Annotated in this window: 18 protein-coding genes; 12 read left to right on the plus strand and 6 right to left on the minus strand. The window is 68.4% G+C overall.

Going from position 1 to position 21719, the window contains the following annotated elements; translation table 11 throughout:
- The first annotated feature begins 256 nt into the window (after nt 1-256).
- Nucleotides 257-2050 (plus strand): hypothetical protein, encoded by a 1794-nt coding sequence (locus tag OXG33_07495; GenBank protein MCY4113763.1) that lies wholly within the window; start codon nt 257-259, stop codon nt 2048-2050.
- Nucleotides 2040-3128, plus strand: a complete 1089-nt coding sequence (locus tag OXG33_07500) for a hypothetical protein (GenBank protein MCY4113764.1) — start codon at nt 2040-2042, stop codon at nt 3126-3128. The genes OXG33_07495 and OXG33_07500 overlap by 11 nt, the downstream gene beginning before the upstream one ends.
- A gap of 66 nt (nt 3129-3194) precedes the next feature.
- On the opposite strand, the gene argS is transcribed toward OXG33_07500, so the two are convergent.
- The 3 genes from argS to OXG33_07515 form a co-directional block, all read right to left on the minus strand.
- Nucleotides 3195-4856: an arginine--tRNA ligase gene (gene argS, locus OXG33_07505; protein MCY4113765.1), complete on the minus strand. Its 1662-nt coding sequence runs from the start codon at nt 4854-4856 to the stop codon at nt 3195-3197.
- A 92-nt stretch (nt 4857-4948) separates the two neighbouring features.
- Nucleotides 4949-5812, minus strand: coding sequence for an NAD+ synthase (locus OXG33_07510; GenBank protein MCY4113766.1), 864 nt, complete (start codon nt 5810-5812; stop codon nt 4949-4951).
- Nucleotides 5813-5892: 80 nt separating this feature from the next.
- Entirely contained in the window at nt 5893-6753 is an 861-nt protein-coding gene (locus OXG33_07515; protein MCY4113767.1) for a carbon-nitrogen hydrolase, read from the minus strand.
- 229 nt (nt 6754-6982) lie between these two features.
- Between OXG33_07515 and OXG33_07520 the strand changes: the two genes are divergently transcribed.
- The 10 genes from OXG33_07520 to OXG33_07565 all read left to right on the plus strand — a co-directional run bounded on the left by OXG33_07520 (nt 6983) and on the right by OXG33_07565 (nt 19854).
- On the plus strand, nt 6983-8869 hold the full coding sequence (locus OXG33_07520; protein MCY4113768.1) for a hypothetical protein: 1887 nt from the start codon (nt 6983-6985) through the stop codon (nt 8867-8869).
- Nucleotides 8870-9150: 281 nt separating this feature from the next.
- Complete coding sequence (locus tag OXG33_07525; GenBank protein MCY4113769.1) at nt 9151-11163, plus strand: hypothetical protein; 2013 nt, start codon at nt 9151-9153, stop codon at nt 11161-11163.
- Between the two features lie 107 nt (nt 11164-11270).
- On the plus strand, nt 11271-12119 hold the full coding sequence (gene rsmI / locus OXG33_07530; GenBank protein ID MCY4113770.1) for a 16S rRNA (cytidine(1402)-2'-O)-methyltransferase: 849 nt from the start codon (nt 11271-11273) through the stop codon (nt 12117-12119).
- A gap of 45 nt (nt 12120-12164) precedes the next feature.
- Nucleotides 12165-13697: a methionine--tRNA ligase gene (metG, locus tag OXG33_07535; GenBank protein ID MCY4113771.1), complete on the plus strand. Its 1533-nt coding sequence runs from the start codon at nt 12165-12167 to the stop codon at nt 13695-13697.
- Nucleotides 13694-14473: a TatD family hydrolase gene (locus OXG33_07540; GenBank protein ID MCY4113772.1), complete on the plus strand. Its 780-nt coding sequence runs from the start codon at nt 13694-13696 to the stop codon at nt 14471-14473. Before metG ends, OXG33_07540 begins: the two co-directional genes overlap by 4 nt.
- The gene (locus tag OXG33_07545) at nt 14466-15464 is read left to right on the plus strand and encodes a polyprenyl synthetase family protein (protein MCY4113773.1); all 999 of its coding nucleotides are present in this window, start codon (nt 14466-14468) and stop codon (nt 15462-15464) included. The genes OXG33_07540 and OXG33_07545 overlap by 8 nt, the downstream gene beginning before the upstream one ends.
- A 25-nt stretch (nt 15465-15489) precedes the next feature.
- Nucleotides 15490-16185 (plus strand): ubiquinone/menaquinone biosynthesis methyltransferase, encoded by a 696-nt coding sequence (locus OXG33_07550; protein ID MCY4113774.1) that lies wholly within the window; start codon nt 15490-15492, stop codon nt 16183-16185.
- The gene (locus OXG33_07555) at nt 16182-17228 is read left to right on the plus strand and encodes a peptidoglycan bridge formation glycyltransferase FemA/FemB family protein (protein ID MCY4113775.1); all 1047 of its coding nucleotides are present in this window, start codon (nt 16182-16184) and stop codon (nt 17226-17228) included. The genes OXG33_07550 and OXG33_07555 overlap by 4 nt, the downstream gene beginning before the upstream one ends.
- Nucleotides 17225-18751 carry a UDP-N-acetylmuramoyl-L-alanyl-D-glutamate--2,6-diaminopimelate ligase gene (locus OXG33_07560; protein MCY4113776.1) on the plus strand — a complete coding sequence of 509 codons (1527 nt, stop codon included), beginning with the start codon at nt 17225-17227 and terminating at the stop codon, nt 18749-18751. The genes OXG33_07555 and OXG33_07560 overlap by 4 nt, the downstream gene beginning before the upstream one ends.
- A gap of 86 nt (nt 18752-18837) precedes the next feature.
- Complete coding sequence (locus OXG33_07565; GenBank protein MCY4113777.1) at nt 18838-19854, plus strand: 2-hydroxyacid dehydrogenase; 1017 nt, start codon at nt 18838-18840, stop codon at nt 19852-19854.
- A gap of 6 nt (nt 19855-19860) precedes the next feature.
- Here the strand turns inward: OXG33_07565 and OXG33_07570 are convergent, their stop codons facing one another.
- The 3 genes from OXG33_07570 to thyX are packed head-to-tail and all read right to left on the minus strand — an operon-like array spanning nt 19861 to nt 21470.
- Nucleotides 19861-20208: a DUF86 domain-containing protein gene (locus OXG33_07570; protein MCY4113778.1), complete on the minus strand. Its 348-nt coding sequence runs from the start codon at nt 20206-20208 to the stop codon at nt 19861-19863.
- Complete coding sequence (locus OXG33_07575; GenBank protein ID MCY4113779.1) at nt 20195-20491, minus strand: nucleotidyltransferase family protein; 297 nt, start codon at nt 20489-20491, stop codon at nt 20195-20197. Before OXG33_07575 ends, OXG33_07570 begins: the two co-directional genes overlap by 14 nt.
- A gap of 37 nt (nt 20492-20528) precedes the next feature.
- The gene (gene thyX, locus OXG33_07580; protein MCY4113780.1) at nt 20529-21470 is read right to left on the minus strand and encodes an FAD-dependent thymidylate synthase; all 942 of its coding nucleotides are present in this window, start codon (nt 21468-21470) and stop codon (nt 20529-20531) included.
- Between the last annotated feature and the right edge of the window lie 249 nt (nt 21471-21719).

Below are 21719 nucleotides of genomic sequence, written 5' to 3' on the forward strand. Positions count from 1 at the left end.
CGGACTGACCGCCGGGCGTCCCCTCACCCCGGCCCTCTCCCCGCGGGAGAGGGAGTCGAAACCGGACTGTCCGCCGGGCGTCCCCTTACCCCGGCCCTCTCCCCGCGGGAGAGGGAGTCGAAACCGGACTGACCGCAGGGCGTCCCCTCACCCCGGCCCTCTCCCCGCGGGAGAGGGAGTCGGAGTCGCAAGGGAGAGGGAGTCGGAGCCGGAATGACGGAGGGAGACTCTCAGGGCCAATTGCTACGCTCGCCGCATGGAGCTGAACGGCGACGGCGCGGCGGCGCCGAGCACGTCCGATCGCGTCTCCGTGGTCGAGCTCGGCGCGGAGACGCGAGTGGCGGTCTTTGCCCGCCACGAGGGCGCGTACCGGCTGCTCACGGTGGCCGGGGCGCCCAGCACGCTCGACGCGCCGCATTTCGATCTCACACCGAGCTTCGAGCGGGCCGTGGCGGAAGCCGAGTCGCTAGCCGGGGCCTATTTCGCCATGCCCGAGTCGTCGGCGCGTCCGCACGGGGAGCCGCGCACGCCACCCATCGCCGCCGCGGTGGGTCGAGGGTTGGCCCCGGGACCGTCCTGCTTCGTCGTGAGCAATCTGGTCACGCGCGATCTCGACGCGCTCGAGGAGGCGCTGACCGGTCGTGAGTTCGTCGTCATCGGCCGCGCCACCACCGCGGCGCGCGAGTTTCGCGATCGAATTGACGGCCCGGCGACCGTCGACGTGATCACCACGCAGCGCCCCAGCGTTGTCGTCGTGGCGCTGACGGAGGATCGCGACGGACAGGGCCTTTCTTACATGGCCGATCTGCTGATCGGGGGGCTGGCGGGCCGCGAGTCGAGCTATGTGCCCGTGATCGCCATTCTCTATGGGGACGAACTCGATGACCGGGCGCTCACCATCCTGGAGCAGGCGTTTCCGGTCCACGCCGTATCGGTGCAGGGCGGCGGCGTGGACGATCCGCTCGACATGACCGAACCAAACGCGCTGCTCGATGACGTGCAGCAAACGGTGAAGGCTCACCGATTCGCCGGCCGCACCGTGCCGGCGGAGATTGCCGACGCCCCAGCGCACGCGACCGCCGCGGCATTGGGCGAAGCCGTGCGGGAGCTGGCGACGCAGCAGGCCCTGGAGGTGGCCGCGGTGTCGCTGGACGACGACCAGGTGTCGATCGTCGGCTTCCAGGCGGGATCGGGGGTGAGTGTGGGGCTGGGGCAAGGGCACGACCTGGCGCGTCCCTATCACATCGCGTTGCAAACGCCGATCGAGCGCGTGGCGCAGTGGGCGCCCGAGGAGCCGATTCCGCAGGCGCTGCGATTCACCGCCTTGAACCGGTCGGCGCATCCGGCGGCGGTGGCGGCGACGCCGGCCGAGCTGCAGCTGACCCATGCCGTGTTCACGGCCGCGGCGCGCCAGGCGTTGCGCGCCTCCGAGGACGGCCGGAGTCCGCTCAACCACGAGGCGCTCGATCTGATCGTCCTCACGGGTCGCGCGGCGCGAGGCGCCGGTCGGTCGGTGCAGGCCGCGCTGTTGCTGGTGAACATCCTGGAGCCCGTGGGCGTGTCGCAGCTGGCGATCGATCCGACGTCGAGCCTGGCCATGCAGGGCGCGCTGGCCCGCACCGGGGCCCGCGTGGCGTTCGACTCGACCCTGGTCCCATTGGGCGTCTGCGTGGCGCCACGAGGTCGCGCGAAATCCGGTGAGCCGGCCGTGCTGGTCGACGTGCGCCCGAGCTCGGGCGCGCGCATCGAGCGCGAGGTCAGCGCGGGCGCGCTTGACGTGATTCAGTGGGACGCGCGCGTGCCGGCTGAAGTCCGCATTTGGCCGCAGCCGCGCTTCGACGTGGGCTTGGGCAACGGACGCCCGGCGCGGCTGAAGGCCAACGTGGGATCGGGCCTTGTGGGGCTGATCGTCGATGCGCGCGGGCGGCCGTTGGTTTGGCCTGACGAGCCGGACGAGCGCCAGGCGCGCCTGCAGCAGTGGTTGCGCTCGATGGACGCCTTCCCTCCCGCCGCGACGGCGGTCGCTCCCGCGAGGCCGCATGGAGGCTGAGCGCGTCCGGCGCGCCATCCGGCGGACCGTGCGGAGCGGCACGCTCCGTCGCCGGCACGTCCTCCCGAGCTCGGGCCGGATTCTCGTCCATGAGGGCGACGATGTGGTGATGGGCCAGGTGTGGGGCCGCGGCCGCATGCGCACCGGGATGACGGTGGTCGATCTGCCGCGGCTGCTGAACGCGCAACTGGACGAAGTGCCCGGCTTGCTCAAGGTGAGCCGCGCCGAAATCGTTGAAGAGGACACGTTGCTGGCCGAGTCGATGGGGCGGATGGGCATCGCGCGCGAATGGCGGGCGCCGTCCCGCGGCATGATTGCCAGCCTGAGTCCGCGCACCGGGGTGGCGGTGTTCGTGCGTGAGATGCGCGAGGTCGCGCTGCATTGCCGGCTTGCCGGGACCGTGGTCGGCGTGGCGCCCGGCGAATCAGTCGTGATCGAAGGGCAGGGCGTGGCCATTTCCGGGGCCCTGGGCGCGGGCGGTCGCGCCGTCGGGCCGCTGCGCGTCATCGAGTCGGGCGATCGGCCCGAGGACCTGGCCGAAATCGGCGAGATTCTCGTCACGCCCGACCCGCTCCGCACCGAGTGGATGCAGCGCGCCATCGAGGCTCGCGTGTCGGCGGTCATCGCCCCGTCGGCCGACGATGCGACGCTTTCCGAGTTGGCGCTGGCCCCAACCATTGTCGGGCTTCCGTTGCCGCCGTCGGCGCCGCTTACGCCGCCGGTGCCAACGCTGCTGACCGAGGGCTTTGGCCACACCCGCATGCCGCGCGCGCTGCAGCGCATGTTTCGCGCGAGCGCCGACGAGGTGGTGTCGGTGATTGGAAGCCGGCAGCCCGGCGAGTCCGAGGTGCTGCTGCCCCCGGGGCCGTCCGAGGCGCTGGCCGAGGAGCTTAGGGCCGATGGACTTCCGGTGCGCATCGTGGCCGGACCGGATGCCGGTGAAGAGGGAGTCGTCGTGGGGCCGGCGCCGGACGAGGCGCGCGCACCGTCCGGGTCGCCGGCCATCTGCGTGCGCGTGCAGCGAGCGCAGGGGGGCACGGTGACGGTGCCCGCGGCCAACTGCGAGGCGATCGCGTAGGCCGCAAGACCCGCGCCGGCCCTTCGACTCGGACGGGATACGGCGTGGCCGGTTCGCGAACCGTCCCTACATTCGCTCCGGCGCGTCGATGCCCAGCAGCTCCAAGCCGTTCGCCACCACCTGGCGTACGGCGGCGACCAGGCGCAGCCGGGCGGCCGTCAGCACGGCGTCGTCGCTCACCACGCGGTGATCGTTGTAGTAGGAGTGAAAGGCCCGCGCAAGATCCAGCAGGTAGTGCGCGATGCGGTGCGGCTCGCGCGAGTCGGAGGCGTCCACCGTCACCTCGGGATAGGCGAGCAGCTGCCGGACCAGGGCCGCTTCGGGGGCGCCCAAGCGTGCGAGGTCGGGCGTTGCGGTGGATGGATTCTCGGCCGCCGACCTCTGGATCCCGGCGCAGCGCGCGTGCGCCATCTGGATGTAGTAGATCGGATTCTCCGGGTCCTCGCGCTTGGCCAGCTCCAGGTCGAATTCCATCTGGCTGTCAATCGCCTTGGAGAGGAAGAAGTACCGCGTGGCGGAGGGGCCAACCTCGTCGAGCACCTCGCGCAGCGTGACGAAGCGACCGCTGCGCTTGCCGGCGCGCGCCAACCCGTCCCCGCTGCGGACACCGACCATCTGCGCGACGAGGATTTCGAGTCGCGCGGGATCGATGCCCAACGCCTCCATGGCGGCTTTCATACGCGGCACGTGGCCCTGGTGGTCGGCGCCCCAGATGTTGATCACGAGGTCGAATTCCCGCTTGCGGAACTTGTCGTGGTGATAGGCAATATCGGTGGCGAAGTAGGTGGGGTCGCCGCGCGACCGCACCAGCACATTCTCGCGGTCGTCCGTGCCTTCGCCGCCCACGAACCACGTGGCGCCCTCGCGGTGTGTCACGTGTCCCGCGTCGGTCAGGGTCAGCAGCGCGGCCTCGACCTCGCCTCGTGCGCGCATCTCCCGCTCGGAATACCACTCGTCGAATGCCAGACCCAAGCGCGCGAGGTCGTGCTTGATCGAACTAAGCGCAATGTCCACGGACCGCTGCTCGAACGCCTCGGCGTCCTCGCGCTGCTGGATGTCGAGCCAGCGGTCGCCGTCGTCGGCGGCAATGGTCTGTCCCCACTCTGCCGTGTAGGCGCCTTGATAGCCGTCTTCAGGGAAAGGGCGGCTGACGCCGAGGGCCGCGGCATAGTGATGGTGGACGGTCTGGCCGAGGAGCTCGATCTGACGGCCCGCGTCATTGACATAATATTCTCGGGTCACGTCATGCCCGCGGGCGGTCAGCATGCGGGCAATGGCGTCACCGACCACGCCGATGCGTCCGGCGCCGACCGTGAGCGGACCGGTCGGGTTGGCGCTCAAGTATTCGACCTGTATGCGCTGCGGATCGGCAACCGGCGTGGGCCCGTAGTTCGGTCCGGCCTCCACGATCGCGTCGATCTGGTCGAGCACCCAAGCGTCATCGAGGCGGAGATTGACGAATCCCGGCCCGGCGACCGTCACGTCGGCAACGGCGGGATCGGACGCTACGTGGGCGGCAATGGCCTCCGCGATCGCGCGAGGCGGCATTTTGGCGCTGCGCGCGAGGCGCAGGGCATCGGCGCTGGCGTAGTCGGCCAACTCGTCGCCCCGACGGTCCAGGCCGATCTGGGCGGCCGGCATCGGCGGCAAGTCGCCTGCCGCGTGCGCGGCGGCGAGGGCGTCGTGCAAGAGCGCAGCCAAGCGCTCACGGAGGACAAATTGAGTCACGGGAGATTCGCGCAGTGGGGGCGCCGGCCCGGCGCGGTGCTTCGAGAGTATACGGACGAGTCGTGCGCGGGGGCGCCGATCGGCCCTTCCCGCTAGCGTCCCCAGTCGCGCGGATAGCGGAAATCCCGATCGATCGTCCGGTCGGAGAGCTTGGCGATCACCGGCGGGCGCCGCTTGTATTGGGTTTGCCGCACTCGGCGCCGGATTTCGGACACCAGGTCGGCGTCGTAGCCGCCGGCCGCGATCTCGTCCGCCGCATGCCACTCGTCAATGAGCAGGTAGAGCACCTCGTCGGCCACTTCGTAGGTGAATCCCAGCTCCGCCTCGTCCGACTGACCCTGCCATAAGTCTGCCGAGGGCGGCTTGTCCAGGATGGCGGCCGGAAGGTCCAGCGCCGCCGCCAGTTGGCGCAATTGGGTCTTGTAGAGGTCGCCGATCGGATTGACCGCGCTTGCCATATCGCCGTGCAGGGTGCCGTAGCCCAAGAGCAGCTCGGTCTTGTTGCTGGTGCCCACCACCAGCGCGTCGAACGCCAGGGACTGATCGTAGGCCGCGATCATGCGGGTGCGCGCCATCACATTGCCCCGGCGCACCGGGGATGGGTCGTCGTCGAGCTCGTCCAAATAGCCGTCGACGGCTTGGCTGACGTCAATGATCCCGGAATCGACCCCGAGGGCATGCACCAGCGTTTCGGCGTCGCGCTGGCTGGCGGGGTTGCTGGTGCGGTAGGGCAGCATGAGCGCAAGCACGTTCTCGGGTCCCAGCGCCCGCGCCGCCAAGGCGCACGTCACGGCCGAGTCGATGCCGCCTGAGGTGTTGACCACGGCCCGGGTGAAGCCGAACTTCGAGATCGCGTCGGCGATGAATCGCACCAGCACCTGCTCGGCCAGCGCCGTGTCGAGCTGCAATCCAAGTCGCGCGCGATGCTGGAGGGAAGGTTCAGTGATCGATGCCATTGGCGAGTACTTCTGGAATCCCGTCATGTATCGAGTACGGGACAGGCACTTCGCGAGAATGGCGGACCCAAGGCGATCCATTAGCCATCGCGGCGCTCCCCGGCGATGCGCGCGAACTCGCGGCTCACCAGCTCGGTGTTCTCGTCCCGACGCAATGGGAGACGGGTGCGCTGGCGCCGCAGCCGACTGTCGGGCAAGTCGGCGACGACGAAGGCTTCCTCGAATTGGGGGGCACGAACGAGACAAGTTCCGTCCGGCGCCACGACTTCCGATCCTCCCCAAAAGTTCACGCCGTCCTCGAATCCCACCCGGTTCACGTGCACCATGTAGCAGACGAGCATTTGCGCGTAGAGACGATTGATCGCGTGCCAGGTCTCGGCGCTGCCGAGCTCGCTCGCGCCGCCGCCCACGCCGCGTCCCGGGCTGCTCGATAAGCCGAAGATCACGTCCGCGCCGTCCGCGGCTGCCAGCGCCGCGCTGGTGGGATGCCACAGGTCCTCGCAGATCAGCATGGCCTGCCGCCCGTGCGCCGTGTCGAAGGCCCGCACGTGCCTGCCCGGCGCCAGATCGCGCGCCTCGTCGAACAGGCCGTAGGTCACCAAATAGACCTTTTGATGGACGTGCAGCAGGCGGCCGCCGGAGGCGCACGCCGCCGCCGGGACGAAACGGTGGTCGGCGGTGCGCTCGATGAAGCCGAAGACGATGTCGATGTCGCGGCTGGCATCCAGGATCGGCGCGAGACTGGCGTCGTCACGCGGGACGGCGACATCGGCAACCAGATCGCTGAGGAAGTATCCCGTCAAGGACTGCTCTGGAAACACGACCATGTTGCAGCCGGCGGTTGCGGCGCGGTCGGCGTATTCGAGATGGGTGGCCAGATTGTGCGCCACGTCGCCCAGACGGGGGCGGATTTGTGCCAGCGCTACCCGCAGATCCCGCACGGGCGCCCCTTCCGGTATCCGGCGTGGCGCCAGTCTAGCCACTGTGCCGGCGCATCCGTGGCGGGCCGCGCCGCGGGCCGGGCGTCGGCGAGCCAGTCCAAGAGTTGACGGGTATCGCCGCCGGGCCTAAATTCGACCGTCACGGTCTGGCGGCGAACCACGTTCGGGCTCTGGGAGGCAGAAACCCAGCGGGCGCCGTCGTAGCGTCTGCCTCCGAGGAGTTCCGCGCATGCGTAAGTGGTTCGTCATCGCCATTGTCAGCCTGTTGGTCGCCGGAGCGGTCACCTCCGTCCAGGCCATCGGCTGCGACCCCCACCAAGGCACCCCGATCGAGGGCGGCTGCCTGTACACCATCACCGGCGGGGACACGCCGGACCCCAGCGACGGCTTTCCAGTCGTCGACACCGGCGGCATCGACTGGTACTCGTGCGTGCGCACGCTTGACCTCCAGGATGTCGGCTACCCGATCGGCCAGCAGTTCGAGTTCAGCGGCTTTCAGATCTTGCCGCTGCAGAAGGTGATGCTGCAGTACCGGCCGGACTATCCAGACCGGGGCGGCTGTAGCAAATTCGCGTATTTGAACTCCATGGACTTGCTGGCCAACCGGTTCGGGGTGAACCTGGCCGGCGTGCCGGCGCACCGCGTGCTGCCGGAGGATGCGGGGGTGAGCTTCGCGCAGATCATCGAGAACCACTTGCGGCTCTTGGACGCCAACCCGGTCCTCAAGGCCAAGTTCCTCGAGAAGTCGAACTGGATCGATCTCTACGGCTTGCCGATTGCCTATGAGGAGCAAGAGATCAACGGCAATCCGCAGGGCGCGCAAGTCCTGCGGGCGCAGCGGGCGGTGTGGCGAATCTTCAACGTGTCGGCGCCTGGGACCAGGGTCGGCGTTCCGCACCTGCTCAACGTGCCGGACCAGATCAAGAAGCTCAACGGCATCATCATTCCGCAGGACGCCAAGCGCCCGGTGTCCTTCGCCGAAGCCTCGGGCGAGGTCCCGGAGCCCATGGCGCTGCCCCAGGGCCTGCGGGGTTACGGCATGCAGGGCGAATTTCGGGTGGAGAACGACCAGCAGCTAGCCAATCTGGTTACCGGCGCCGGCTTCGGCTGGGTGAAGCAGCAGGTGCCGTGGGAAGAAATCGACGTCTACCTGCCGGACTGTCGCGAGCGCCCCCCCAGTCAATGGTTCTGGGATGACATGGACCGATTCGTCAACACCATGCGGGCCAACGGCCTCAATATCCTGCTCAGCGTGGTGAAGGCGCCTGCGTGCCTCAAGCCGGCGGGATCGCCGCCCGGTCATGGGCCGCCCATCGACCCGGCAACCTTCGGCCGCTTCATGCGTGAGCTGGCCTCCCGCTACAAGGGGCGCGTGCAGGCCTACGAGCTGTGGAACGAAGCCAACTTGCAGCGTGAATGGCCCTCGCTGCGACCCGCAGACCCCAACAACACCGCCCATCTCGAATTCCTCGAGTTGGTGAAGCACGGCTACATCGGCGCCAAGCGCGGCGACCCGAATGCCCTCGTGGGTCTCGGCGCGATGACGCCGGCGGGCAATACGCCGACCGCTATCGACGACCGCGACTACCTGCGCCGACTCTGGGCCGCCAATGGCGGTGAGGTCGCCAACTACTTCGAGTTTCTCGGTGTGCATCCCAACGGCGGGCCGAACGCGCCGGACGACACGATCAATAACCCGGCGGCGAGCCGCGCCAAGTGCAACGGCGGCTGGTCGACCCACGACAGCTTCTTCTTCAGCCGCTACGAGCAGCTCTACGCCGACATGATCGCCGCGGGTCCGGCGTTCCGGCACAAGACGCTCTGGCTCACCGAGTTTGGCTGGGCCACGACGCCGAACCCGGCGCCGGGCTACGAGTACGCCAACTGCAACACTGAGCAGGATCAGGCGAACTACCTCGTCCGCGCCTTCGCCAAGGTGCGGGCGGATGCGCCCTATATCACGCACATGATCGTCTGGAACTTGAACTTCCAGCAGGTCGTGGATTCGAGCGACGAGAAGTGGGCCTTTGGAATCGTGGATAGCAATCTGAATCCGCGACCGGCCTACACGGCGCTGCAGAACATGCCGAAACCGCCCCCGCCGACCGCGGGGTAGGCGAGGCGCGACCCTAGGTCGCATTCGACGGCCGGACCGGCGGGGCGGCAAGCCCCGCCGGTCTGCCGCGGGCGCTGACTCACCTGTAGTTACCTCTTGCGCCACCGGCGCCTGAGACACCGGCGCGAGGATGCCGTCGTCACGCCGTCCACAGGGTTGACGGTCGTGGCCGTCGAGCCTAAATTCGACCGTTACGGCTTGGCGGCAAACTACGTGCGGGCTCTGGGAGGCAGAAACCCAGCGGGCGCCGTCGTGGCGCCCGCCTCCGAGGAGTTTCGCGCATGCGTAAGTGGTTCGTTGTAGCCGTCGTCAGCCTTCTGGTGGTCGGAGCGGTGAGCTCTGTCCAGGCCGTTGGCTGCGAGCCCCACCAAGGCACCCCGATCGAGGGTGGCTGCCTGTACACCATCACCGGCGGCGACACCTCGGATCCGAACGACGGCTTTCCAATCGTCGACATCGGCGGCATCAACTGGTACTCGTGCGTGCGCACGCTCGAGCTCGCGGATGTCGGCTACCCGATCGGGCAGCAGTTCGAATTCAATGGATTTCAGGTATTGCCACTGCAAAAGGTGATGCTGCAGTTCCGGCCGGACCGCCAAGACCGAGGCGGGTGCAGCCAGTTTGCGTACTTGAACACCATGGACCAGTTGGCGAACCGGTTTGGAGTGAACCTGCCCGGCGTGCCGGCGCACCGCGTGCTGCCGGAGGACGCGGGGGCGAGCTTCTCGCAGATCATCACCAACCACCTGCGGCTTTTGGACGCCAACCCGGTCCTCAAGGCCAAGTTCCTCGAAAAGTCGAATTGGATCGATCTCTATGGCTTGCCGATTGCCTATGAGGAGCAGGAAATCAACGGCAATCCGCAGGGCGCGCAAGTCCTGCGAGCGCAGCGGGCGGTGTGGCGAATCTTCAACGTCCCGGCGCCTGGGACCCGGATCGGCGTCCCGCACCTGCTCAACGTGCCGGACCGGATCAAGAGGCTCAACGGCATCATCATTCCCCAGTACGCTAAGCACCCGGTGACCGCCGCTGAGGCGCTGGCCGGGCCGCCGGCGCCCCCGGCGACTTCGACGCCTGCGCCGACACCGATTCCGACGCCGGCACCGACGCCGGCGCCCACGCCCGCGCCGACTCCGGCTCCGACGCCCAGGCCGGCGCCTGTGTCTGGTTCGGTCCCGGCGCCCATGGTGCTGCCGCACGGTCTGCAGGGCTACGGCATGCAGGGCGAGTTCCGTCTACCGTCCGACAATCAGCTGGCCGGCCTTGTCACTGCCGCCGGCTTCGGGTGGGTGAAGCAGCAGCTCCCGTGGGAAGAAGTGGAAGTCTTCGGACCGGGCTGTCAGGCGCTGCCGTCCAGCCAATGGTCCTGGGCAACCGTGGACCGCCTCGTCAACACCATGCGGGCCAACGGCCTGCAGATTCTGCTCAGCGTCGTCAAGGCGCCGCCGTGCCTCAAGGCCGCGGGCTCTCCGCCCGGACACGGCCCGCCCGTTGATCCCGCGACGTTCGGCCGCTTCATGCAGGAGCTGGTCTCCCGCTACCGGGGTCGCGTGCAGGCCTACGAGCTGTGGAACGAGTCCAACCTGCAGCGCGAGTGGCCCTCGCTGCGACCGGGCGATCCCAACAACACCGCCCACATTGAGTTTCTCGAGTTGGTCAAGCACGGCTACAACGGCACCAAGCGCGGCGACCCCAACGCCATGGTGGGATTGGGCGCCATGACGCCGGCGGGCAACACGTCGACCGCGATCGACGACCGCGACTACCTGCGGCGCCTCTGGGCGGCCAACGGCGGCGAAATCGCCAACTACTTCGAGTTCCTGGGTATCCATCCCAACGGCGGGCCCAACGCGCCGGACGACACGATCAATAACCCGTCGGCGAGCCGCGCCAAGTGCAACAGCGGCTGGTCGACCCACGACAGCTTCTTCTTCAGCCGCTACGAGCAGCTGTACCACGACATGATCGCGGCGGGCCCGGCGTTCCGGAACAAGACGCTGTGGATCACCGAGTTTGGCTGGGCCTCGACCCCCAACCCCGCGCCGGGCTACGAGTACGCGCGGTGCAACAGCGAGCAGGACCAGGCGAACTACCTCGTGCGGTCGTTTGCCAAGGTGCGGGCGGAAGCGCCCTACATCACGCACATGATCGTCTGGAATTTCAACTTCCAGCAGGTCGTGGGGTCGCATGATGAGAAGTGGGCCTTTGGGATCGTGCGCGGCGACCTGAGTCCGCGGCCGGCTTACACGGCCCTGAAGAACATGCCGAAGTTCGTCCCGCCGGCGGCGGGATAGGCAAGGCGCGGCCTTAGGTCGCATTCGACGGCCGGACCGGCGGGGCCCCGAGCCCCGCCGCTTCGGCCGTGGTCGCGCGCGAGGTCTGAGCGCCTACACTTGCCGGCATGGGCGTGCTCTACGTCGTGGCCACGCCGATTGGCAATCTCGAGGATCTAACGGCGCGCGCCGTCCGCGTGCTGGCCTCAGTGCCGGTGGTCGCGGCGGAAGACACCCGGCGCACCCGCAAGCTGCTCAACCACATTGGCGCGAGCCCGCGGCTCATCGCCTATCACGCCGAAAGCCCCGAGCGCCGGGAGGACGCCATCGTCGCCTGCCTGCGCGAGGGCGACGTCGCGCTGGTGTCCGACGCCGGCACTCCCGGCCTGGCCGATCCTGGACCCGACCTCGTGGCTCGGGTTCGCCGCGAGGAGATGTCCGTGGTGCCGATTCCGGGCGCGTCGGCCTTGGCTACCGCCCTTTCAGTCGTGTCGTTCGCGCAGCAGCCCGTCACCTTCATTGGGTTCCTGCCCGAGCGTCGGCCGCGGCGCGAGCGCCTGGTCCGGCGCGCCGCCGAGGTCGCGCGCACGCTGGTCATCTATCTGCCGCCGCATCGCGCCGCGGCACGCATGGCCGAGTTGCTCGAGTGGCTCGGCGACCGTCCGGCGGCGATGTGCCGGGAGCTGACCAAGCTCCACGAGGACATCCGAGAATTGCCGCTGGCCGAGCTGGGCGAGGTGCTGGCGCGTGACGCCCCACGCGGGGAGATCACGCTGGTCATCGACGTGGCGGAGCGCGAGCCCGAAGCCGCGCCCGAGGCGTCGAACGTTGCCACCGCGGTGACGGCCGCCATGGCTGCGGGCGCCTCGCCAAGCCAGGCGGCGGCGGCGGTCGCGCGGGAGCTGCGGATTCCGCGGCGCGAGGTCTACGCCCTGGCCCAGGAACTCCGCCGCGCGGACTCTTCCAAGGGGTCCTAGAGAGCCTGGGATAGAATCGCGAACTCGCCCCAGGCGAAATCCTCTGTGTCGAAGTACTACCTCACCACCGCCATTCCCTATCCGAGCGGCGAGCCGCACGTGGGCCACAGCTTCGAGATGATCGCGGCCGACGCCGTGGTCCGCTTCAAGCGGCTGCGCGGCGTGACTGCCTATTTTCTCGGCGGCCTTGACGAAAACAGCCAGCGCGTCAGTCGCCAGGCTGCCGAGGCGGGCATGGACACGATGGCGTACGTCGATGAAGCCGCCGAACGCTTCCAAGCCGTTTGGAGCAGCGTTGACGTGGAATTCGACGACTTTGTCCGCACGACCGAGCCGCGGCATCACGTGACGGTGAGTGAGTTCTTTGCTCGGGTGCTGGCTCAAGGCGACATCTACGAAGGCGACTACGAGGGCTGGTATTGCGTGCCCTGCGAGGCGTTCTACACCGATGATGAATTGACCGATGGGCTGTGTCCGTTCCACAACGCCAAGCCCGAGTGGGTCACCGAGCGAAACTATTTCTTCCGCATGTCCAAGTATCAGGACGCGATTGCCGCCCACTACGAGGCGCACCCGGATTTTGTGTACCCGGACACGCGGCGCAATGAGATGCTCGGCATCATTCGCCAGGGCCTGCGGGATTTCAGCATCTCGCGCGCCTCCCTGACCTGGGGCATCCCGCTTCCCAACGATGCCTCCCAGCGGATCTATGTCTGGTTCGACGCGCTAATCAACTACATCACGGGCATTGGCTTTGGCCAGAACGGCGGCGAGACGTCCTACAACCGGTGGTGGCCGGCCGATGCGCATGTCATTGGCAAGGACATCGTGCGCTTCCACGCGCTCTACTGGCCCACGATGCTCATGTCGGCGGGCCTGCCGCTGCCCCGGCAAATCGTCGTCCACGGATGGGTGGACTACGAAGGCGCACCGATGAGCCAAACCAGCGGCCACATCGTGCGACCGGCCGACGTGATCGAGCGGCACGGATCGGATGCCTTGCGCTACTACCTGCTGCGCGAGGTGCCCTTCGATCGGGACGGCGACTTCAAGTGGGAGAACATGGGCCGCCGCTATCAAGACGACCTGGGCAACGACCTTGGCAATCTGGTGCTGCGCACCACGTCCATGCTCGGTCGCTATTTCGATGGCGTCGTCCCGCCGGCGGAAGAGCCGTCAGAAGTGGAAAGCGAGCTGCAAGCCGCGGCCGAATCCGCTTGGACGCTGGCCGAAGCGCACTACGAGTCCTGGCGGCTTCACCTGGCCCTGGGCGCCACGTTCGACTTCGTGAGCGCGGTGAATCGATATATCGACCGCACCGAGCCGTGGCGCCTGGCCCGGGACCCGGCGCAGCGCGAGCGTCTGTCAACCGTGTTGGGCGCTGCCCTGGAGGCGGTGCGCCACATCGCCGTCCAAATCCAGCCGGCCATGCCGCGGACGTCCACCGCCATCCTCGGCCGCTTGGGCCTGCCGCCTGCCGGCCCCGGCGACTGGGGCGCGGGCGGCTGGACCGGCTTGCCGGCGGGACACCGGGTACCGGGCGGCGCGGCGCTGTTTCCACGCATCGAGGCCGCATAGCCACGCTCTTCGACACCCACGCGCATCTGGGGGACCACGTCTTCGCCGACGAATTGCCGGCGCTCCACGCCCGCGCGGTCGCGGCCGGCGTCGGTGAGGTGCTGGTGGTGGCCAATGACCTCGAGTCGAGCCGCCGGGCCATCGAGCTTTCCGAGCGCTATGACGGGTGGTTGGCGTCCGTAGGCGTCCATCCGCACGAGTGCGGCAACTGGGATCGCCGCGCGGCGCGCGAATTGCGCACGCTGGCCGCCCACCCGAAGGTCCGCGCCATCGGCGAAACCGGGCTCGATCACTACCGCGAGTTCCAACCGCGCGACGTCCAAGCGCGCGCATTTGCGGACCATTGCGCGCTGGCCGTCGAGCTTGGCTTGCCGGTGGTCGTGCACTCGCGCCAGTCGCTGGACGCCGTGGCCGAGGTGCTGGAAGGAGCGCCGGGTATTACGGGCGTGATGCACAGCTACGCGGGTGACGCCAGGCAGGCCCGCGAGTTCACCGATCTCGGGCTTCACATCTCGCTTTCGGGCATCGTTACGTTTCGTCGCGAGTACGAGCTGCGCGACGCGGCAGCCGAGATTCCGCTCGAGCGGCTGCTGCTCGAAACGGACGCACCCTATCTGTCCCCGGAGCCGCTCAGAGGCCGGCGCAACGAACCGGCGCACCTGCCGCATACGGCGGCGGTAGTGGCGGCGGCGGTGGGAATGTCGGTACGCTCACTGGCCGAGAGAACCACCCGGAATGCGCGCGCCGTCTTCGGTGCCCCCGCCGCCCGTGCCTGACCATCAATCGGCGGCCGACGCTGACCACCACGCGACCAGCCTGGTTGCGCCGCAGCTTGCCGAGGTGGAGGACGTTCTGCGCGGCTGCACGCGCGTTCCCGAGATTCCCCTGCTCGAGGAAGTCCTCGGCGCGGTGTTGCTGGCGCCGGGCAAGCGCCTGCGACCGGCCCTGGCGCTCCACGTCGCCCAGATCGTCGGTGGGCGCCCGGAAGCCGTAGCCAAGCTGGCGGCCGCCACGGAGGTGTTGCATTCGGCCACGCTGGTGCACGACGACATCGTCGACAGCTCGCCCGAGCGTCGCGGGCAGCCCGCCGTGCACGTCATGTGGTCGCAAAAGATTGCCGTGCTGGCCGGCGACTATCTGTTTGCGACCGCCGCCGACCTGGTCGCGCAGCTCGATCAGCCGGTGATCGTGCGCTTGTTCGCGGCCACCATCCACGACATGTCCACGAGTGAGTTTGTGACGCCGAGCTACGACGACGACGGCGATCGGGCGCGCGAGCAATACCTGAGGAAGATCGGGCACAAGACGGCTTCGCTGTTCGCGCTGGCCTGCGAAGCCGCCGCCGTGCTGGGCGATGTCCCAGCGGATGAGCGAGAGGCCTTCCGCGACTTGGGCTGGAGCCTCGGTATGGCCTTTCAGATCACGGACGACATCCTGGACATCAGCGGCTTGGTGGCCGAAACCGGCAAGCCGGTCGGAACCGATCTGCGCGCCGGGCTGGTCACGCTTCCGGTGATTCTGTACCTCGGCGACCGGGAAGGCGACGACGATCCCGTGCGCGCCGTGCTCACGGGAAAGGCGACGGATGACGCCGACGTCATGCAGGCGCTGGACGCGATCAAATCGTCGGGCGCGGTTGAGGAAGCGGCCGTGGTCGCGGGGCGCTACGCGGCGCAGGCCCGCGCAGCCCTGGACCGCGTGCGCCCATCCCCGTCGCGCGAGTCCTTTGCGGCCTTCATCCACCAAGCGACCGAGCGCACCCGCTAGCCGCCCGCGCGGCCGATAATGCGGCATGGCCAAATCGCCGTGGGTGCGTCCCATGTTCGACGCGATCGCGCCCCGCTACGACCTGCTCAACCGTCTGATGAGCTTCGGGATGGACCGCGGCTGGCGACGCCACGCCGTGGATCAGGCGCTTGACGGTCGGCCGTCGACCATTCTCGATGCCGGCGCCGGAACGTTCGACCTCTCGCTGGAAGCATGGCGCCGCTCGGCCGACGCGCCCCGGATCGTCGCGCTAGATTTCGCCGCCGAAATGCTGGCCCACGGGATGATTCGCGCGCGGAGTGCTGGCGCTGGTGTCTCTGCCCTGCAGGGCGACGCGCTGCGCCTGCCCCTGGCTTCCGGCTCCGTCGATGCGGTCGTTAGCGCCTTCCTGCCGCGCAATCTGGACAGCCTGCCACGAGCCTGGAGCAGCTTCGCGCGGGTCTTGCGGCCCGGAGGCGTGATGGTCATCCTCGAAATGACGCCGGTCCGCACGCCGGTGTTCCGGCACCTCTTCCGCTTGTATTTCCATCGGTGGATTCCCTGGGTGGGGCGCCGGATCAGCGGCCACGGGGCGGCCTACACGTGGCTGCCGGAGTCGGTTGACGACTTTCCCACGGCGCAGGAGCTGGTTCACCAGATCGAGGCCGCCGGGTTTGTGGACGTGCGGTTCCGCAAGCACGCCCTGGGCACCGTGGCCGTCCACGTGGCGCGCCGACCATGACCGCCGCCGCCTTGGTTGAGTCGCAAGCGGCGTGGGAGGCCTTTGTGGCCGGACATCCCGACGGCGGATTCCTGCAGTCGTGGCACTGGGGGGAGTTGAAGTCGCGGTACGGATGGCGCGCGATCCGGCTGGGCCTGCCAGGCGGCGACGGCAGGCTCGAGGCCGGGGTGCAGGTGCTCATCCGAACCAGGCGAGTTTGGCCGGGCGGGCCGCGCGTGGGACTGGCCTATGTGCCGCGTGGACCCTTGGCCGAGACCCCGGACGACGCTGCGGCGGTGGCGCGTGCGGCCATCGAGGCCGGGAGGGACCACGGCGCCTCCTTCGTCCGCATCGAGCCGCCGGGCGACCTCGCCGCCGATGCTCTGTCCTCCTGTGGATTCCGGCCGTCGGGCCAGTTCGTGCAGATCCCGCGCACCGCTGTGGTCGATCTCGGGCGCCCGGAGCCGGAAATCCTCGCCGGCTTCAAATCCAAGATGCGCTACAACATCCGGCTCGCCGGCCGCCGCGGCGTGGAGGTGGCGATTGGCGCAGGCGACGCCGACTTCGAGGCGTTCGTCGAGCTGATGCAGGTAACCGCTTCACGCGAAGGGTTTGCCATTCACCACGCGTCGTACTACCGCGACGTGTGGCAGACGTTTCAACCCGACCAGGGAGCGCTCGTCATTGCCCGATATCAGGGAGCGCCGCTGGCTGCGCTGATGGTGGTGGGCGCGGGCCGCACCGCCGCCTACGTCTTCGGTGGCTCGTCGAACCAGCATCGCAACCTCATGGCGCCGCACGCGGTGCAGTGGGCGGCCATGCAGTGGGCCAAAGGGCAGGGTTTCACGCGCTATGACCTCTGGGGCATGGCGGACCCCGATGACGCAAACGACGCCATGGCCGGCGTGCACCGGTTCAAGCTCGGATTCAACCCCGACCTGGTGACCTACCCCGGCGCGTTCGATCTGCCGCTGCAGCCTGCGCGGGCGTGGCTGCTCACCCGCGCCGTGCGCCTGCGCGAGGCAATTCACAGCGCGCGCGCCGGCCGGGCGGGTCCGGTATGAACGGCAGCGCGCCGCCGGCCCCGCGGACCTTCACCGATCTCCTGGCGGCCTGTCCGGACGCGCAGCTGTGCCAGCCGGCCGGTGGGCTGATCGGCTCGGTGCACTTCGACTCGCGACAGGTTGGCCCCGGCGCCTGCTTCGTCGCGCGGCGCGGCCTGCGCGACGACGGTCACGCCTACGTTGCCTCAGCCATCGCCGCCGGCGCGGTGGCCGTGGTGGCCGAGCGGCCCGTCGAGGCGCCTGCGCACGTGGGACTGGCGATCGTGCCGGACGGTCGATGGGCGCTGGCCGCGCTGGCCCGGCGACTCTGGGGCGAGCCCGACCTGGCCCTGGGCACGGTCGGCGTGACGGGTACGGACGGCAAGACCTCGACCAGTCACCTGATCGCCGCCATGCTCGAGGCGCAGGGGCGCACGGCCGGCGCCATGACCACCGTGGGCACGTGGCTCGCCGGCGACTGGCTGCCGGCCGCCGGGCGGCTGACGACACCCGAGCCGCCGGTGATCGCCCGGCAGTTGCGCGATCTGGTGGATGCCGGCGCCGACTGGGCGGTGCTGGAGGTGGCCTCGCACGCGCTGGAGCTCCGACGCGTGGACGGATTCAGCTTCGACCGCGCGGTGATCACCAACGTCACCCATGAGCATCTCGACCTTCACGGCAGCATCGAGGGCTACCGGCGGGCGAAGCGCCGGCTGCTCGATCTGCTGGACGCGACTCCCGCCACCGCCCGAGGTCGGGCGGCCATTCTCAACGCCGACGATCCCGTCGTGGCGGGGTTCGCGGGGCACACCCGCAGCGACGTGATCACGTTCGGCCAGCAGCCGGACGCCGATGTGCAGTCGGAGTGGATCGAACTCGACGACGGACGCCGGCAGGTGAGACTGCATTCTCCCTGGGGCCGTTGGACCGTTCGGACCAATCTCGCCGGCCCGTGGAACGCCGCAAATATCGCCGCTGCTACAGCGTGCGTGGGCTCGATTTGCGACCGCCTCGACGACGCGATGGCGGCGCTCCCGAGCATTGCATCGGTTCCCGGGCGGATGCAGTCAATCGACTGCGGTCAGCCGTTCCGGGTCTTCGTGGACTTCGCGCACACGCCGGCGGCGCTGGAGGCCTGTCTGCGCGCGCTGCGTCCGCAGACTCCCGGTCGACTCATCGCCCTATTCGGCAGTGCGGGCGACCAGGATCGGAGCAAGCGGCCGCTGCTGGGTCGCGCCGCCGTCGAGCTGGCTGACTGGATACTGGTGGCCGACGAGGACCCGCGCAATGAAGACCCTCAGGCCATCGCCGAGGCGGTCGTCGCCGGCGCCCGGGAGGCGCGCCCCGACGCGTGGATCGACATCGTGTTGGATCGCCGGATGGCCATTCACGCGGCCATCGCCGAGGCTGGTCCCGGCGACACGGTGCTACTGGCGGGCAAGGGCCACGAAACCAGCATCGCCTACGCCGATCGCACCATCGCCTGGAACGAGGCCACGGTGGCGCGGGCGGCGCTGGCGGCCGCCGGATTCCCCGAGCCGTAGCGGGGCTCCAGACCCACCGGCGCGCGGCTGCTAGGGTATGCCCGCAACGTGACCGCGCCACCATTTCACCCGCGAGAGACCGCCCAATGAGGATTGCGCTCTACCAGGAGTTTGGCGAGGGATGCCGGCGCCTGACGCATGAGCTTCTGCCGGATGCGCCCGGCTGGGAGCTGATCGAAACGCGGCACGTCGGCGCCGACGTTGCGGCGCTGGCCGACGAGGACGCCGACATTATCCGCAGCGCCGAAGTGGTGATCGCGACGCCCCTCAGTCCCCTGCCGGATGCCATCTACGATCCCGACGGGCGGGTGCGGCTGATCCAGTTGCTCTCCGCGGGCTACGACACGGTCGATCTCGACCGCTGCCGGGCGGCCGGGCAGCTGCTGGCCACCAACGGCGGCGCCAACGCCGTGGCCGTGGCCGAGCACACCATTCTGCTCATCCTCTCCGTGCTGCGCCGGCTGCCGGTGATCGACCGCGATACGCGGTCCGGTCGCTGGACGGCGGCCAAGACGCCCGAGTGGGAGCCGCACGAGCTCGAAGGGCGCACGGTCGGGCTGGTGGGCTTCGGGCAGATCGGCCGGCAGGTCGCGCGGCGGCTGCTCCCGTTCGGCGTGGAATTGCAGTACCACGACGTGGTGCAGGCGCCGCGCGATGTGACCGAGAGTCTCAAGATCCGCTACGTGTCGTGGCCGGAGTTGCTGGAAACGTCGGACATCGTCTCGCTGCACGTGCCGCTGATGGGGAGCACCCGTGGTCTCATCGGCGCGGCCGAGATTGCCCGGATGAAGCCGGACGCGATCGTAATCAATACGGCGCGGGGCGGCGTGATCGACGAAGACGCGCTCGTCGACGCCCTGCAACGCGGTCACTTGGGCGGTGCCGGACTCGATGCGTTCGTGGAAGAGCCGTTCCCGGCCGGGCAGGCGCTGGCCGCGCTTGATTCAGTCGTACTGACGCCCCACTTCGCCGGACCGACCTACGAAAGCTGGACCAAGCGAATCCGCTTCGCCTACGAAAACGTGGCCCGCGTGGAGCGCAACGAACGCCCCGAATCGGTCGTCCACGAGCTGGCGGATTTGCCGCTAATGGCAGCGCGATGACGGGCGCTACCCCGACTCCTCTGGTGGAACTAGCGGCTCGATCTGGGATATGAGTTCAAGCAATTCAACTTGAGTGATCCGCCACAGAACATCTAGATCGACTTCAAAATACTTATGGACGACTCGATTTCGGAAGGCGACGATCCGGTGCCAGGGGATTTCCGGGTGTGCTTGCCGGGTGGCCGCGCCGATCCTAGATGCGGCCTCACCGATGTTCTGAACCGCATTCAGCGTTGCGCGCCAGTGAAGGTTGCCCTGTTCGAACTCGCGATGGGTGAGCCCGGACGTGATCTCCAACGCGGCCCGCGCTTCCAGAAGCATATCCAGCAAATAGGCACTTTCATCGCGTTGCATAGATGACCTCGGCGGAATCGAGAATCGCCCGTCGGCGGATGTAGTTTCGGCTTCGCTCGATCCCGCGGCGGCTGACCAAGTCCACCTTGCGTCCGAGCAACTGGCTCAATTCCTCCTCCATGTTGACCATGTCAAAGAGGCCATGCTCAGCTTCCGGCAGAAAGCTGACCAACACGTCAATGTCGCTCTCAGGCCCAAAGTCGTCCCGCAGCACCGATCCGAAGAGCGCCAACTCCGAAATCTGCCAATGCTCGCAGAAGGCGGCCAGCTCCTCTGAGGGCATCTGGAGTTCGCGTTTTGTGGGCTCGCTGCGGGCCACGTCAGGCCCTTTCCGTTGGGCGTTCGAGAAGCTTCATCAGCTCGCGCCATTCGGCGGGGGCGAGGCCGCTGGATTGTTGATCGACCTGTTCGCCGCTGAGCATGCGGCGGAGGACGGCGAGGCCGGGGCCTGAGATCGAGGCGGCGTTCATGCGGTAGTCCATGAAGGCGTCGTAGGTGAGCGGCACCCAGCGGCGGATGACGTCGAGCAGCACGTCGGCGTAGGCGCGGATCTCGTATTGCGCGTGGGGGTCCGCCCGCAACCAGACGAAGTGCAGCAGGTTGAACAGGTCGATCTTCCAGTACCACTGGGTGTAGAAGTTGAGGGAGAGGTTCATCCGCGCCAGCTCGCGCGCCAGGCCCTGGCGGCCCGGATCGAGGACCTCACCTTCAGGGTCGAGGTTCAGCATCTCTTCGTAGTGCTCATAGGCCTGGCCGGCGTCGGTGGTGAGAAGCTCGAGGACGCGCTGGGCCTCGTCGTCGGCCAGCACGTCGCCGCTGCCCTGGCTGTTGAGGGTCGACTGCGCCTGCAGGCGGTCGCGCTCGGGGACGTAGAACTCGTGGTCGAGCACGGAGTAGCGGGCGGAGTATTCGTTCACGTTGGCGGTGCGGTGACGGATCCACTGGCGCGCCACGAAGATCGGCAGCTTGACGTGCAGCTTGATCTCGCACATCTCGAAGGGCGTGGTGTGCCAGTGGCGCATGAGGTAGCGGATGAGGCCGCGGTCGCGCCGCCGCCGCTTGCTGCCGCGACCGTAGGAGACGCGCGCCGCCTGCACGATGGCCTCGTCGTCGCCCATGTAGTCGACCACGCGGATGAAGCCGTGGTCGAGGACCGGCACGGGTTCGAATAGGAGCTCTTCGAGGGCCGCGACCGTCGTGCGCCGGGTGGTGTGCGTTTGGTTGCGCTGCTCGGCGATGTCGGCCTGTTGCTCGGGCGTGATGCGTGGCGTCTGGACGGTCCCGGGCGTGCGTTCCCTGGCGGTTTGAATCTTAGCGGCTATAGGAGGCCCCTGCGCAACCTGGAACGGCCCAGGACTGCTGGACGCGATCTCGGCAAATCCAGTTTGGGTGGGACCTGGATTCCGACTTTCGCCGGAATGACGGAGGGGACCCCTCACCCCGGCCCTCTCCCCAGGGAGACCTTTGAATTATTGGGGGCGGGGCGCGTGGGGAAGGGCCTCGGCACCGCC

This window comes from Chloroflexota bacterium (assembly GCA_026708035.1).
Taxonomy (GTDB): domain Bacteria; phylum Chloroflexota; class UBA11872; order UBA11872; family UBA11872; genus JAJECS01.

What these genes read in the sequence shown, in the direction of transcription:
- OXG33_07495 (MCY4113763.1), top strand. Translation starts at nt 257, where the DNA reads ATGGAGCTGAACGGCGACGGCGCGGCGGCGCCGAGCACGTCCGATCGC.
- OXG33_07500 (MCY4113764.1), top strand. Translation starts at nt 2,040, where the DNA reads ATGGAGGCTGAGCGCGTCCGGCGCGCCATCCGGCGGACCGTGCGGAGC.
- OXG33_07510 (MCY4113766.1), bottom strand. Translation starts at nt 5,812, where the DNA reads ATGGCATCGATCACTGAACCTTCCCTCCAGCATCGCGCGCGACTTGGA.
- OXG33_07520 (MCY4113768.1), top strand. Translation starts at nt 6,983, where the DNA reads ATGCGTAAGTGGTTCGTCATCGCCATTGTCAGCCTGTTGGTCGCCGGA.
- OXG33_07525 (MCY4113769.1), top strand. Translation starts at nt 9,151, where the DNA reads ATGCGTAAGTGGTTCGTTGTAGCCGTCGTCAGCCTTCTGGTGGTCGGA.
- rsmI (MCY4113770.1), top strand. Translation starts at nt 11,271, where the DNA reads ATGGGCGTGCTCTACGTCGTGGCCACGCCGATTGGCAATCTCGAGGAT.
- OXG33_07550 (MCY4113774.1), top strand. Translation starts at nt 15,490, where the DNA reads ATGGCCAAATCGCCGTGGGTGCGTCCCATGTTCGACGCGATCGCGCCC.
- OXG33_07555 (MCY4113775.1), top strand. Translation starts at nt 16,182, where the DNA reads ATGACCGCCGCCGCCTTGGTTGAGTCGCAAGCGGCGTGGGAGGCCTTT.
- OXG33_07560 (MCY4113776.1), top strand. Translation starts at nt 17,225, where the DNA reads ATGAACGGCAGCGCGCCGCCGGCCCCGCGGACCTTCACCGATCTCCTG.
- OXG33_07565 (MCY4113777.1), top strand. Translation starts at nt 18,838, where the DNA reads ATGAGGATTGCGCTCTACCAGGAGTTTGGCGAGGGATGCCGGCGCCTG.
- OXG33_07570 (MCY4113778.1), bottom strand. Translation starts at nt 20,208, where the DNA reads ATGCAACGCGATGAAAGTGCCTATTTGCTGGATATGCTTCTGGAAGCG.
- OXG33_07575 (MCY4113779.1), bottom strand. Translation starts at nt 20,491, where the DNA reads ATGCCCTCAGAGGAGCTGGCCGCCTTCTGCGAGCATTGGCAGATTTCG.